9 protein-coding genes are annotated in these 14399 nt (G+C 74.6%); 8 read left to right on the forward strand and 1 reads right to left on the reverse strand.

The window, feature by feature from the left end:
• Positions 1 to 43: 43 nt before the first annotated feature.
• The 5 genes from K6I33_RS08470 to K6I33_RS08490 are packed head-to-tail and all read left to right on the forward strand — an operon-like array spanning position 44 to position 9948.
• Positions 44 to 3304, forward strand: a complete 3261-nt coding sequence (locus tag K6I33_RS08470) for an SDR family NAD(P)-dependent oxidoreductase (protein WP_229349434.1) — start codon at positions 44 to 46, stop codon at positions 3302 to 3304.
• Entirely contained in the window at positions 3301 to 7707 is a 4407-nt protein-coding gene (locus K6I33_RS08475) for a beta-ketoacyl synthase N-terminal-like domain-containing protein (protein WP_308297088.1), read from the forward strand. Before K6I33_RS08470 ends, K6I33_RS08475 begins: the two co-directional genes overlap by 4 nt.
• Positions 7704 to 8000, forward strand: coding sequence for an acyl carrier protein (locus K6I33_RS08480; protein WP_229349436.1), 297 nt, complete (start codon positions 7704 to 7706; stop codon positions 7998 to 8000). Before K6I33_RS08475 ends, K6I33_RS08480 begins: the two co-directional genes overlap by 4 nt.
• Complete coding sequence (locus K6I33_RS08485; RefSeq protein WP_229349438.1) at positions 7997 to 8800, forward strand: alpha/beta fold hydrolase; 804 nt, start codon at positions 7997 to 7999, stop codon at positions 8798 to 8800. Before K6I33_RS08480 ends, K6I33_RS08485 begins: the two co-directional genes overlap by 4 nt.
• Positions 8797 to 9948, forward strand: a complete 1152-nt coding sequence (locus K6I33_RS08490) for a glycosyltransferase (protein WP_229349440.1) — start codon at positions 8797 to 8799, stop codon at positions 9946 to 9948. Before K6I33_RS08485 ends, K6I33_RS08490 begins: the two co-directional genes overlap by 4 nt.
• Positions 9949 to 9960: 12 nt before the next feature.
• Here K6I33_RS08490 and K6I33_RS08495 read toward each other — a convergent pair whose 3' ends face one another.
• A complete protein-coding gene (locus K6I33_RS08495) occupies positions 9961 to 11019 on the reverse strand; it encodes a class I SAM-dependent methyltransferase (RefSeq protein WP_229349442.1) in 1059 nt (352 codons plus the stop codon).
• A 160-nt stretch (positions 11020 to 11179) separates the two neighbouring features.
• Here K6I33_RS08495 and K6I33_RS08500 point away from each other — a divergent pair, with 160 nt between their 5' ends.
• From K6I33_RS08500 to K6I33_RS08510, 3 genes are read left to right on the forward strand one after another with little or no spacing between them, the layout of a single operon-like run.
• Positions 11180 to 11860: a hypothetical protein gene (locus K6I33_RS08500; protein WP_229349444.1), complete on the forward strand. Its 681-nt coding sequence runs from the start codon at positions 11180 to 11182 to the stop codon at positions 11858 to 11860.
• Positions 11847 to 13544 (forward strand): GH3 auxin-responsive promoter family protein, encoded by a 1698-nt coding sequence (locus K6I33_RS08505; protein WP_229349445.1) that lies wholly within the window; start codon positions 11847 to 11849, stop codon positions 13542 to 13544. Before K6I33_RS08500 ends, K6I33_RS08505 begins: the two co-directional genes overlap by 14 nt.
• Positions 13541 to 14398, forward strand: a complete 858-nt coding sequence (locus tag K6I33_RS08510; RefSeq protein WP_229349447.1) for an SAM-dependent methyltransferase — start codon at positions 13541 to 13543, stop codon at positions 14396 to 14398. Before K6I33_RS08505 ends, K6I33_RS08510 begins: the two co-directional genes overlap by 4 nt.
• Position 14399: the final 1 nt, after the last annotated feature.

Consider the following 14399-nt stretch of genomic DNA (forward strand, 5'->3'; position numbering starts at 1 on the left):
GCATCCACCCGCCCGCGTCGTTCCGGGAGGAAGACGCGGGCGGGTGGATGCGGCGGATGCGACGGATACAGCGGGTCCGGCGGATACGGCGGGCGCCCGTGAACCGGGCAAGGTCGCCGTCCTCTTCCCCGGCCAGGGCAGCCAGCGCCCCGGCATGCTCGCCGACCTCCTCGTCGCGTTCCCGGAGACCCAGCGCCATCTGCGCCGGGCGCCCGCCGACGTCCTCCATCCCCCCACCGCGTTCGACGCCGCGACCCGGGACGCGCAGCGCGCGCGTCTCGCCGACACCCGGCACGCCCAGCCCGCCCTCGGCGCCGTCTGCCTGGCGGCCTACGACGTGCTCAAGAAGCTCGGCGTACGGCCCGACATGGCGGCCGGGCACTCGTACGGGGAACTGGTCGCCCTCGGCGCGGCGGGCGTCCTCTCCTCCGACGCCGTGCTGGACCTCAGCGTCGCGCGCGCCGGGGCGATCGCGGGGACTCTGGGAGAAGACCCCGGCACCATGGCCGTCATCGCGGCGGAACCGGGGAAGACCGCGGCGCTGCTGGGGGAGACCGGGCTGCTGGGGGAGGTGGTCGTCGCCAACCACAACGCACCCGAGCAGAGCGTCGTATCGGGGAGTGCCCCGGCCGTCGAGCAGGCCCTCGCCGCGGCGAAGGACGCCGGGCTGACCGCGCGCCGTCTCCCCGTCGCCTGCGCTTTCCACAGCCCCCTCGTCGCTGGGGCCGTGGAGAAGTTCGCCGCGGCGCTGGCCGGTCTGCCGCTTCGCGCACCCGGCTTCCCCGTCTGGTCCAACACGACGGCCGACCGCTATCCGGACGATCCCGTGGGCGTACGGGAACGGCTCGCCGAGCAGATCGCCGCGCCCGTGCGCTTCGTCGAGCAGATCGAGTCGATGTACGAGGCCGGGGCCCGCGTGTTCGTCGAAGCCGGCCCCGGCACGGTGCTCACCGGGCTGGTCCGCGCCGTTCTCGGCTCGCGCCCGCACCTCGCCGTCGCCTTCGAACCGCGTCCGGACGCCGGGCTGGCCGGACACCTCCAGGCCCTGGCCCGTCTCGCGGTGGCGGGCGTCCCGGTGGCGGCGGAGCGGCTGTTCGCCGGGCGCGACGCGCTCGTCGCCGACCCGGCCGCGGTGCCGGAGCGGCCGGGCTGGACGGTCGACGGCCAGCTCGTCCGCACGGCCGACGGGGTGCCGGTGGCCGGGGGGCTGCGACCGGCCCAACGGATCGGTTCCCTCGCGCCGGACCCCGCGCGGGCGGACGGCCCCGGCCTGCTGGCCGAATTCCTGCGCACCAGCCGGGAGATGGTGACGGCGCAGCGGGACGTGCTGCTGGCGTTCTTCGGTTCGGGGGAGGCGGGGAGGGCGCCGGGCGTGCCGGGCGTTCCGGCCGCGCTCGAACCCGCGACCGTGTCCGAACCGGCGACTACACCCGTGCCCGCACCGAGGCGCGAGGCGTTCACCGCCACCGCCGCGCCGGATGTGCTGGCCGCGGTGCGGTCCGTGATCAGTGAGCGGACCGGCTATCCGCTGGAGCTCATCGAGCCCGGCCTGGACCTGGAAGCCGAGTTGAGCATCGACTCGATCAAACGCACCGAGATCGTGGGCGAGCTCGGCCGACGGCTGACGGGCGCGGCCGAGCCGGCCCGGGACGCGTGGGCGGAAGGGGATCTGGAGGATCTGCTGTCGGCCCGTACGGCGGCGGCGCTCGCGGACCGGCTGAAGGCGAGGCTGGACGGAGGACGCGGGGAGGAGGACGCCGACGCGGCGACCGGCCCATCGCCCGGTGCGCACCCTCTCCATGCCGACGCTCCCACAAGCGTCACGGCCACCGCAGCCACCGCGGCCACCGCGCGATATCTGCTCCGGGACGTCCCCCTCACCGGCGCGCCCGAGCCCGACGACGCCGTCCTGCGAGGGCGCCGCTTCCTGGTGCTGGCCGACGAGGACACGCCGCTCGCCCGCGCGCTCGTCGACCGCCTCCGCGCGCTCGGGGCCGCCGCCCGGTCCGGCAGCCGCCCGGACCCGGAGGAGAGCCGCACGCGCGACGACGGCGTCATCCACCTCGCCGCGCTCTCACCCGGCACCACGCCCGTACTTCCCAGCGGATTCCCCCTGTTCCAAGCCGTCCTGAGTGATGGTCCGCGCTGGCTGCTGTGCGCCCGGCCCGCCGGGGAGGACACCCGCACGGCGGGGCTGGACGGGTTCTTCCGAACCGTCGCGCGGGAGTACCCGGACACCCTGGCCCGCGTCGTCACGTTCGCCCCCGGACGCCCCGTCACCGCGCTCGCGGACGATCTCGTCGGCGAACTCCTCGCCCCCGACCGGTGTCCGGTCGTCCGCCACACCTCCGAAGGCGTCCGGCTGGGACCGGAGCTGTTCCCGGCCCCGCTCGGCCCTCCGCTCGACCCCCTGGCCGACGGCGACGCGACGGCGGACGCCCTCGCCGCCGGTCTCGGTCCCGGCAGCGTGGCCCTCCTCGCCGGCGGGGCCCGGGGCATCACGGCCCGCGTCGCCGTCACCCTCGCCGCCGCCGGATGCCGTGTCGAGCTCCTGGGCCGCACCGACCCGTCCGGTGCCTCTGAGGACCCCGACGCCGCCCGGGCCCCCGGCATCACGGCCCTCCGCTCGATCCTCGCCGGGCGCGGCGGCCTCGCGGCCGCCGATGTCGACCGTGAGGCCCGCCGGGTCCTCGCCCGGCGCGAGGTCGCCGCGACCCTCGCCGAGATCGCGGCCGTCGGCGGCGAGGCCCACTACCACTGTCTCGACCTCCGGGACGCGGAATCCGTGCGTACCACCGTCGAGGCGATCCACGCCCGGACCGGGCACGTCGACGCCGTCGTGCACGCGGCGGGCGTCGTCGAGGACCGGCTGCTCGCCGACAAGCGGCCCGGCTCCTTCGAGCGCGTCCACGGCACCAAGGTGGACGGTGCCCGCGCCCTGCTCTCCGCGCTGCGCGGCCTGCCAGAACCCCCGCGCCTGACCGTTCTGTTCGGCTCCGTCGCCGCCGTCCTCGGCAACCGGGGGCAAGCCGACTACAGCGCCGCCAACGACGCCCTCGCCGCTCTGGGCCGGGACTGGCGGCGGGCCACCGGAAGCCGCGCGCTCACCGTCCACTGGGGCCCGTGGGCACCCGGCCCGGGCCACCCCGGCATGGTCGGACCGGAGCTCGCCCGCGACTTCGCCCGCAAGGGAATCGGGCTGATCGACCCGGCGGACGGCGTGCGCGCGCTGTTCCGCGAGCTCGCCCACGGTGATGTGGATGTTGACGAAGTGGTGCTCACGGCCACGGGCCGGCTCCCGTGACCGCGGCCCGTGAGCCCGTCGCGATCGTCGGCATGGCGGTGACCCTGCCCGGCGCGGGCGACCTCGCCACGTACTGGCGCAACATCGTCGACGGTGTCGACGCCATCACCGGCATCCCGGAGGGCCGCTGGCAACCGGAGGAGGTCGCCTGCCGTCGCGGCGGCTTCGTCGACGGCCTCGCCGACTTCGATCCGGCCCAGTTCAGGATCATGCCGACGGCGGTGCGCGGCACCGAACCCGACCAGCTGATCGCGCTGTCCACCGCCGCCGCGGCCCTCGCCGACGCGGGCCACGGCGCCTTGCCCGGTGACCGCACCCGCGTCGGGGTCGTCCTCGGCCGGGGCGGCTACCTCACCCCGCGGCTGGCCCGCCTCGGCCAGCGCGTACGGACATCGGCCCAGATCGTGCACACCGTGCGGGAGGTGCTGCCGGACATCGACGACGAGCGGCTCGGCCTCCTGCGCACGGCCTTCCTCGACGCCCTCGGCCCGTACGGTCCCGGCGACGGGCTCGGCCTCGTACCGAACTTCGCCGCCTCCCGCGTCGCCAACCGCCTCGATCTGCGCGGCCCCGCCTACACCGTGGACGCGGCCTGCGCCTCGTCCCTCGTCGCCCTGGACCACGCGGTGTCGGAGCTGACGCGCGGGCGGTGCGACGTGATGCTGGCCGGGGGAGTGCACCACTGCCACGACGCCACGCTGTGGAGCGTCTTCACCGAACTGGGCGCCCTGTCCCCCTCCCAGCGCATCCGGCCCTTCCACCGCGATGCCGACGGCATGCTGCTCGCCGAAGGCACGGGCGTCGTGGTGCTCAAGCGGCTCGCCGACGCGCGGCGAGCCGGTGACCGGGTGTACGCGCTCGTACGGGGCGTGGGGATCGCCTCCGACGGGCGCACCGCCTCCCTGGTCACCCCCGACCCCGCGGGTCAGGCCCGCGCGGTGCGGCTCGCCTGGGCGGAGGCCGGACTCGACCCCGCCGCCCCGGGCGCGCTCGGCCTCCTGGAGGCCCACGGCACGGGCACCCCGGGCGGTGACGCGGCCGAGCTGGCCGTGCTGGCGGAGGTGTTCGGCCGGCGGGACAGCGGGCCGGACGCCGGGCCGGACGCCGTCATCGGCTCGGTGAAGTCGATGATCGGGCACACCATGCCCGCGGCCGGCGTCGCGGGCATGGTCAAGGCGGCGCTGGCGATCCATCACGGAGTCCTCCCGCCGACCCTCCACTGCGACGTCCCGCACCCGGCGCTGCCGGCCACCCGCTTCCGCCCGACGCCGACCGCCCGCCCCTGGGAGGCCGGGGTACGACGGGCGGCGGTCAACGCCTTCGGCTTCGGCGGGATCAACGCCCACGTGGTGCTGGAGGAGCCGCCGGGGCCCGCCCCGGCCCCCGCCTCCCGGTCACGGCCCCGGCGGGCCGCCGTCACCGAACGCGAACGGGTGCTGCGCCTGGCGGCGGACACTCCTCAGGCCCTGGCCGCCCTGCTCGACACCGACGACGCGGCCCTGCGCGCCCTGGACGCGCACGGGAGCGGTCCGGCCCGGCTGGCGATCGCCGGACCCGGCGCCAGACAGCTCGCGCTGGCCCGCAAGGCCGTGGCCAGAGGGCGGCTGTGGGGCGGACGCGGCGGCCTGTGGTTCGCGCCGGCGCCGCTCCTCGGACCCGGCGGGGGACGGACGGCGTTCGTCTTCCCCGGTCTGGAGGCCGAATTCTCTCCCCAGGTGGACGACGTGGCCGACCACTTCGGAAGGGAACGCCCCGACACCGGGAAGCCGCGAGTCGGCGACGTCACCGGTCACGCGGCCGCCCTGCTCGACGTCGGCGGACTGCTGTCGGCCGCGCTCGACCGCATGGGGATCCGCCCGGACGCCGTCGCCGGCCACAGCGCGGGCGAATGGACCGCGATGATCGCGGGAGGGATCTTCCGCGAGGACAGGCCGGGGGAAGCGCTCCGCGACACCGTCATCCGGCATCTGCGGTTTCCCGCGCTCGCCTTCCTGGCGCTGGGCGCCCCCGCCGCACGGATCGAGGACGTGCTGCCCGGATACCCCGGCGTCGTCCTCTCCCACGACGACGCCCCGCACCAATGCGTCGTCTGCGGCCCCCGGGAACAGCTGGAGAACCTCGTGGCCCGGCTGCGCGGCGAGGGGGTCCTCGGCCGCGTCCTGCCCTTCCAGTCGGGGTTCCACACCCCCATGCTGGCGCCCCATCTCGACGATCTGCGGGACGCGTTGCCCCGCCTCGCCATCCACCCGGCCACGACGCCGGTGTGGTCGGGAACACTGGCGGCGCCCTTCCCCGACGACGAGGCCGGCATCCGGGAGCTGTTCGTCCGCCACCTCCTCGAACCGGTCCGCTTCCGGCAGCTGACCGAAGCCATGTACGCGGCGGGGTTCCGGACCTTCGTCCAGGTCGGCGCGGGCCAGCTCCCGGCACTGATCGGGGACACGCTCACCGGCCGCGAACACCTGGCCGTCGCCGCGAACTCGCCGCGCCGCGGCGGCCTCGCCCAGCTCGACCGGGTCGCGGCCGCACTGTGGACCGCCGGCGCGGAACCGGACTTCACCGCTCTCGGCGGACACCGCCCGACGACACGCCTCGACCTGGGGGCCGGTCCGGTGTCGTTGCGTCCCCAGGCCCGGGAGCGGCTCCGCGCCGCGCTGGGCCGGGCCCACGGCGGCCCTGCCACGGGCCCCGCCACTCCGCTGCGTGACCTCGCCCGGCGCAATCCCGCCGCCGCCGAACTGGAGGCGCTGCTCACCGAGACGGCCACCACGGCGGCCGAACTGTTCACCGCCGCGGAGCGTCCCGGCGGGGCCGGGCGGACAACGCCCCGTACGACGTCCCGCACAACCGCTCCCGCCGTCACCCGCCGCGTCGTCAAGGTCGGCGTCGACGACATGCCGTACCTCCTCGACCACTGCTTCTACCGCCAACGCCCCGGCTGGCCCGACCTCGCCGACCGCCGGCCCGTCGTCCCCGCCACCACGATCGTCCAGCTCATGCTGGACGCCGCCGGTGCGGCGGGGACCCCCGTCGCCGTGCGCGACGCCCGCTTCCTGGAATGGACGGTCGCGGAACCGCCCGTCGCCGTGGAGCTGACGGTCACCGCCGGACAGGACGGTGGCGGCTGGCACCGGGCCGCGTTCGGCCACTACGCGCGCGCCGGCATCCGGACGGCCGCCGGTTACCCGGAGCCGCCCGCCCCTTGGCCGTGCGACGAACCCGAGGCCGCGCCCTCCGTCCCGGCCCGGGAGATGTACGAGCGGCGATGGATGTTCCACGGACCGCGCTTCCAAGGCGTCACCGAGGTCGTCGCGCTCGGGGAACGGCACGTGCGGGGCGTCCTCACCTGCCCGGACGCGCCCGGAGCTCTTCTGGACAACGTCGGCCAGCTGCTCGGTTATTGGCTGATGGCGACCCACGCCGACCGTACGGACATCCTCCCCGTGGGCATCCGGGAGATCGTCTTCCATGGCCCCCACCCCTCGCCCGGCTCCCGCGTCGACTGCCACATCCGCGTCACCCGGATCACGGACAAGGTGCTGGAAGCGGACGCCCAACTCGTGCACGAGGGCCGGGTGTGGGCCGGGATCCACGGCTGGCAGGACCGCAGATTCGACTCGAACCCGACGACGGTCGCCTTCCACCGGACGCCCGACCGCCGTACGCTCTCGGCCCCGCAGCCAGGCGGCTGGCAGCTCGTCTTCGACCATTGGCCCGACCCGGCCTCGCTGGAGCTGATGATGCGCTGCCAGCTCGTCGGCGAGGAACGGACCGCCTTCGCGCGCCGTCCCGCGCCCGGCCGACGGCAGTGGCTGCTCGGCAGGGTCGCCGCCAAGGACGCGGTGCGTCGCCATCTGTGGGCGCACGGGGAGGGGCCCGTCTTCCCCGGCGAAGTGCGGGTGCACAACGAGCCCTCGGGACGTCCCCGCCCGGAGGGCGTGCACGGCCGCCGGCTGCCGCCGCTGGACCTGTCCCTCGCGCACTGCCGGGAAGCGGCCGTCGCGCTGGTACGGCCCGGGGGCATCCGGGCGGGCATCGACATCGCGGAGATCACCGACCGGCCGGCCACGGCCTCCGACGCGGTGCTCGCCCCCGGCGAACGCGCTCTCTTCCGGCACCTTGGCGGCGGGCCCGAGCAGCTCGCCCGGTTCCGGACGGCCAAGGAGGCGGCCGCGAAGGCGGAGGGGACAGGGCTGCGCGGCGATCCGCACGGATTCCTCGTCACGGCCCCGGACCGCGACCGCGCCGACACCCTCACCGTCCGGGCGCCCTCGGGACGCTCGTACGCCATCCGTCTCGCGCGTGTCGACAACCCACCCGGACTGCGGCCCAGGAGCTACATCGTCGCCTGGACCCACGACGAGTCCCACTCCCCGCCCTCGACGAACGGACAGCAGCCATGACCACCACGTCCAACGACACCGAAGCGACCGCCGTCCTGACCCGGGTCACCGAGGCGCTGGACGTCGTCCTCGACGGCTTCCCACCGGACCCCGGCACCGTCACGATGGAGACCCGCTTCGTGGACGACCTGGACCTGGAATCCATCGACCTGGTCACCCTCACCGCCGAGCTGCGCTCCCAGTACGGTGAACGCGTCGATTTCCCCGCCTACTTCGCCTCGCTTGACATCGACCGGATCGCGGATCTCACCGTCGGGGACCTGGTGCACCACATCGTGGAGCGCCTGCGATGACAGCACTGCACGTCGGTCCCACCCGCCTCAACGTCGAGTGCCTGGGCGATCCCGGTCGGCCGGTCGTGGTGCTCGTCCACGGCCTGACCCTCAACAGCCTGGCCGCCTACTACTTCAGCGTGGCCGGAGAGCTCGCAGCCGCCGGCCACCGCGTCGTGATGTACGACCAGCGCGGCCACGGCCGCAGCGAACGGCCGCGCACCGGCTACCGGCTCCAGGAGTTCACCGCCGATCTCCTCGCCCTCCTCGACACCCTCGGCATAGCCGGTCCCTTCTTCCTCGTCGGCGACTGCTTCGGCGGGGCGGTCGCCATGGACTTCGCCGTTCAGTACCCGGACCGGCTCATCGGCGTCGCCCTGATCGAGTCGGTCCTCCCCACCCGTGACTGGGCACGGGAAATGGGCCGGCTGCTCGCCCGGCTCGCGGAGGCGGCCCGCGATCCCCGGGCGGTCGGCCCGATCGAGAGGGAACACGGCCGCGACGCGGCCCGGGCGGCCCATCGGTCCCGGCCCCTGCTGCTCGACACCACCCTGGTCGAGGACGTCGCGGCCAGCCGTACCCGGGAGGAGGCCGACTGGAGCTCCCTCGACATACCGGTACTGGCCCTCTACGGCGGGGACTCCCCCCTCGCCCCGACCGCGCCCTCCGCGCTGGAACGCGTCCTGCCGCGCTGCCGCACCGTCACCATCCCCGGCCACGGTCACCGCGTCCTCGTCGACGCCCGCGAGACGGTCGGTGGGCTGCTGGTCGACTGGATGCGCGAGGGCCATCGGAGGCGCCAGGGGGCGGGTACGCCATGAGCCGGTTCCTCTTCGTCGTCCCCCCGCTGGCGGGGCACATCAACCCGGCGGCGGCCGTCGCCGCCGAACTCGCCGTGCGAGGCCACCGCGTGGCCTGGGCCGGGCCTCCCGAGGCCATCGTGGACGCGGTCGGCGCCGACGCCGAGGTGTACCCCTGCGCGGGCCCGGCGCGGGTGCGCCGGCCGCCGGGGTCGCGGGGGGCCGCGGCGCTGCGGCTCCTGTGGGAGGACTTCCTCCTGCCGCTGGCCGAGGCGATGACCCCGGGCACGCGGGAGGCGATCGGCGCGTTCCGCCCGGACGTGCTCGTGGCCGACCAGCAGGCTCTCGCCGGAGCCCTGGCGGCCGAGCGGCTCGGGGTGCGCTGGGCCACCTCGGCCACCACCCCGGCGGACGTGGGCGGATACGCCGCCGCCCTGCCCAGGATCGAGGAATGGATCCGCTCCCTGCTCACGCGGCTGCGCGAGCGGTTCGGCGACCCCGGGGCCACGCACGACCCGCGGTTCTCCCCCGATCTCGTACTGGCCTATACCGTCGCCGAGCTGGTGGACACGTCGGTGCCCAATGTGCGCTTCGTGGGTCCCGCCCTGCGCACCCGCCGTACGGCGCCGGACTTCCCCTGGGAATGGCTCGACCTGAACCGGGCCACCGCCCTGGTCTCCCTCGGGACCGTCAACACCGATACCGGCGGCCGCTTCCTGGCCGAGTGCGCGGCGGCCGTACGGCGACGGGCGCACCGCTTGCAGGCCGTGATCACCGACCCCGGCGGGGTGCTGGCCGGGACGACGGACGACACCGTGCTCACCCTGCCGAGGGTCCCTCAACTCGACCTGCTGCCCCGGATGTCAGCGGTGATCTGCCATGCGGGGCACAATACGGTCACCGAATCGCTGTGGCACGGGGTTCCGCTCGTGGTCGCTCCCATCCGCGACGACCAGCCGTTCGTAGCCGCCCGGACCACGGACGCGGGTGCGGCGGTGCGGGTGCGCTTCGGCCGCGCCGACCACGCCCGGCTGGGGGCGGCGCTCGACACCGTTCTGGACGGGCCGGACCACCGGGCCGCCGCCCGGCGCCTGCGGGACCGGCTGCGCGCGGCCGGCGGCGCCGGTGCGGCCGCCGGGCACCTGGAGGCGCTCGCGGCAGGCCCGTGACCGTAGTGCTGTTCAGTTCCGGCGGGCGAGGAGCCGGTAGGCGTTGGAGAAGGACGTGCGCCGGGCGACCGGGTCGAAGGCCCTGTCGAGCGCGTACGCTGCCATCACGGCCGGCAGGCCGCTCGTCCACAGGAGCTTTCGCACGCGCCGTGCCGTGGCGGACGGCGGCCGAGGATGCCAGGGGGCGTCGTCCCGGGGCAGGACGTGGGAGAGCAGGAGCCCCACGGCGGCGGCGAGGTCCACCGGCCGGTGTGCCACCGCGCGTTCCACCTCCATCACGGTGAAGCCGGCGTCGTCGAGGGCCTGCCGGAGGTTGCGGCAGGGCATCATATTCAGGTGCTGGGGCTGGAACCACGGCAGCCACCAGCGGCCCAGTGCCCGGGAGTACACCGATTCGGGGTCCGGTACCTCGATCTGGAGCAGCCCGCCGGGAGTCAGCGCGGTGTGTACGGCCCGTAGCTCCGCGCGGGGGTCGGGGGTGTGCTCCAGGTAGTGGTGCATGCTCACCACGTCGTACCGCCCTGCCAGGGAAGGGGCCATGTCCGTGAACATGCCCCGCAGAGCCTGGTCGATCCGCCCTTCCGTTTCAGCGAACGTCACGCCTTCGCCCTGGTCCAGGCCGTGGAACGCGGTCTTCGGGAAGACCTGCCGCGCCGCTTCCGGGAAGTAGCCGTACCCCGTGCCCACGTCCAGCCAGCGTTCGGGGTCGACGAAGGGGCGCATGGACTCCGCGGCGACCAGGTGGCGTTGTTTGCTGCGGGAGGACCCGAGGAGTCTCTCGGCGGACTCCCGGCCGAGCCCGTCGTAGCAGTCGCGGTAGTAGAACTCCAGGCCCTGTTCGTTGAGTCGGGGGTTCTGGAAGTGGTGGCCGCACGTGAGGCACCGGTCGATGACGAAGGTGCCGGGTTTGTGCTGGAGGAGGTCGGTGGTGCGCAGCCGCTCGCGCAGTCTGCTCGACTCGCACCAGGGGCAGGTCTCCCGTCTGGGGTCGAAGAACCGCTCGGTGCCGGAAGCCAGGTCCCGCTGGTAGCGGGGACGGAGGGTGGCGATGTGCTCGGCTCGCGTCGTCACCCTTGATGTCGTACCACTCATCCGGCCGTTCTGAACCACGGGTGCCCGGAGCAACTCCAAAGAGGGAAAGGGACCGGACGGACCATCCGAAGGGCCCAAAGGGTCTGAAGAGTCCGAAGTCCCGCAAATTCCCTAGATCGTTTGTGTTTCGCTGGCCGTCATGACGACCGATACCGCTGCCGGGCCCCATCGCGGTCCTGACGCCGGACAGCCGCCGTTCTGCGTCCTGCTGGGCCCCGACCACGCCGGCAAGTCCACGGTGCTGGCCGCGCTGGGCCGGGAGGCTCCGGCGTGGCGGACGGTGTCCGCCGACGGAACGCTGCTGGCCCCCGAGCACGCCCTGCTCAACCGGCTGCGCCGCGAGCTCGTCCGGGAGGTCGCGCCCAACGGGCAGGCATGGTCGGCGGATTTCCTCACCACCATGGTGCAGACGGCCGTCGTCCATCTCCGCGACGAGCTGCTGCGCTCCGGTCCCCGGGTGCCCGCCGTCGTCGACTCGTACTACTACAAGTACCTCGCCAAATGCCGGCTGGCCGGGGCGGCGGACCACCACCCCATGTTCGCCTGGTGGCGTTCCTTTCCCCGGCCGCGCCATGTGATCTACCTCGACGTGACGCCGGAGACGGCCTGGCGGCGCAGCCGCGAGGGCGCCGACACCAACCCTCTGGAGCACTACGGCCCGCGGCCCGGCCGGGACGAGTTCCACCGGTACCAGAGGGACCTCGCCAAGGCCATGTGGGACGAGATCCGGGACCTGCCGGTGACCGTCGTCGAGGAACAGGACGACCCCGCGCACACCGCCGAATCCATACGGAGAGTGCTTGTCGATGAACTTGGCTGAATCCTGGGCGGACCCGGGCCGGGTGCGCCGCTACCGAGAGCGGGTCCTCGCCGAACGCGCCCGGCTGCGCGCCGCCTTCGCCGACCCCGACGGCCACCAGCGCGCCGTCCTGGCCGACCTCCTGGAATTCAATTCCGGCACCGCGTACGGGAAGCGGCACGGCTTCGGCGCCATCCGCACCCTGGCCGACTACCGCAAAGCGGTCCCGGTGCAGACGTACGCGGACCTGGAGCCCTGGATCGAGCGCGCGGCGGCCGGTGAGACCGGTGTCCTCACGGCCGATCAGCCCGCCGTGTTCTTCACCAGCAGCGGCAGCACCGGTGCCCACAAGAAGATCCCGGTCACGCCGCGCTTTATGCGCACCACGTTCTTCCCCTTCTACTACGCGGCGTGGGCGCCGCTCATCGAGCACTTCCCGGACGTCCTCCAGCACCCCGGCGCCGTTCTCAACCTCAAGCACGACCCGCTGGCGGCCCCGCCCACCACCGCCTCCGGCCGCCCCCACGTGGGCGCGAGCCAGGTGGACTTCGGCGAGAGGTTCGGCGAGCCGCTCTCCGCCGAACCCGGCACCGGCGCCCCCTGGGCGACCCTGCCGGTCCCCGTCGAGGCGGGCGAGCACCTGGAGAAGATGTACCTGCGGCTCCGCCTCGCCGTGGAGAACGACGTCCGCTGCGTGATCGGCATCAACCCGGCCATGGTCGCCGCCCTGCCGTACCAGCTGAACCTGTGGTGGCCGCGGATCGTCAAGGAGATCCGCGACGGCACCCTGGGCGGGCACCCCCACGGCGCGCCCGACCCGGAGCGCGCGGCCGCGCTCGACCGGCTCGCGGAACGCCACGGCACCGTCCGCCCGTCGCACATCTGGCCCCGGATGCGCGCCATCTTCTGCTGGACCACCGGCCTGGCCAGGCTTTACCTGCCCAGGCTCCGCGAACAGTTCGGGCCCGGCGTGACCCTGCTGCCCGCGCCCGTGGCCGCTTCCGAGGGACCCGTCGGCGTGGCCCTGGACCGGCACCCCTCCGCCGGCAGCCTGGTCGTCACCGCCTCGGTGTACGAGTTCGCCGACGCCGACGAGGACCTCGCCCCGGACACGGCGACCCTCGGGCCGCACGAGCTGGAACCGGGCCGCGACTACCACGTCGTCTTCAGCCACGTCGGCGGGCTCTACCGCTACGCCGTCGGCGACGTGGTCCGTGTCGTGGACCACGACGGGGGAGTGCCCCGCCTGGAGTACACCGGCCGCGGCACCCGCTCCGACCACGCGGGAGAGCGGCTGCGCGACGCCCAGGTCGTCCGGGCCGTCGAGACCGCCCTGCGCGCGGGCGGCCTCGAACTGCACAACGTGGCCTGCCGCGTCGACCGGTCGCGCTACGAGTTCGCGGTCGCCCCGCGCACCCCCTGGAACGACGAGGAACGGACACGCTTCACCGCGCGCCTCGACGACGCCCTGCGCGGCGAGTCCGCCGGATACCGGCTGGCGCGGGACGGGAACCGGCTCGGGGCGCCGTCACTGCTGTGCCTCGACGCGGACGCCTTCCTGCGCGACTGGCAGGAGACCGTCGCCTCCGGCATCCGGCCCACCCAGGTCAAGGACCGGCTGTTCCGGCAGGAACCGGAGCGATGGGCCCGGCTGACCGGAGGCACGCCCACGGCCACCGCACCTTTGGGGAGAAACGAACCGTGACCGCACTGCACGACCCCGTCGAGCGCACCGCGCTGCTCACCGCCGCCCTCCGCGCCGTGGAGACCCGGCGGGAGGACCGGCTCTACGAGGACCCCTACGCCGCGACCCTGTGCGGCGACACCGGCATGGCCCTGCTCGGCGAGGTGCGCGCCGCGGCCGTGACACCCGGCGAGGACGGCACGCTGCCGAGCACTCCCGACTACAACGCCATCCGCACCCGGTTCCTCGACGACCTCCTCCAGCGGGCTGCGGCCGACCCGGGGACGACCCAGATCGTGCTCGCCCCCGCCGGCCTGGACTCGCGCGCCCACCGCCTCGACTGGCCCGGCCGCGTCCGGTGGTTCGAGCTCGACCGCCCGGCGGTGCTCGACCACAAGAGGCGGCTGCTGGGGGCCGAGCCGCCCCGCGTCGACCGGCGCGAGGTCGCCGTCGACCTCACCTCGCCCGACTGGGAGCGGGAACTGCGGGAGGCCGGGTACGACCCGGCCGTCCCCTCGGTCTGGCTGGTCGAGGGGCTGCTCTACTACCTGCCCGGGGACGAGGTCGACCGGGTGCTGGCGCGCATCGCCGCGATCTCGGCGCCGGGCAGCACCATCGCCGCCGACCTCGTCAACGAGGCCGCCCTCACCCAGCCCCGTATGAAGGGTCTCCTCGACGTCTTCGCCGGCTGGGGCTGCCCCTGGATCTCCGGCACGGACGAGCCCGAGGCGCTCTTCGCGCGCCACGGCTACGAGGCGCGGGCGGTGCAGCCGGGCGAGGAGGGAGCCGACTTCGGGCGCTGGCCCGACCCGGTGGTCCCGCGGCCGGAGCCCGGGGTCAGCCGGGTGTTCTTCGTCCACGGCCGGAAGCGCTGAC

Source organism: Streptomyces sp. UNOB3_S3 (assembly GCF_020740895.1).
Taxonomy (GTDB): domain Bacteria; phylum Actinomycetota; class Actinomycetes; order Streptomycetales; family Streptomycetaceae; genus Streptomyces.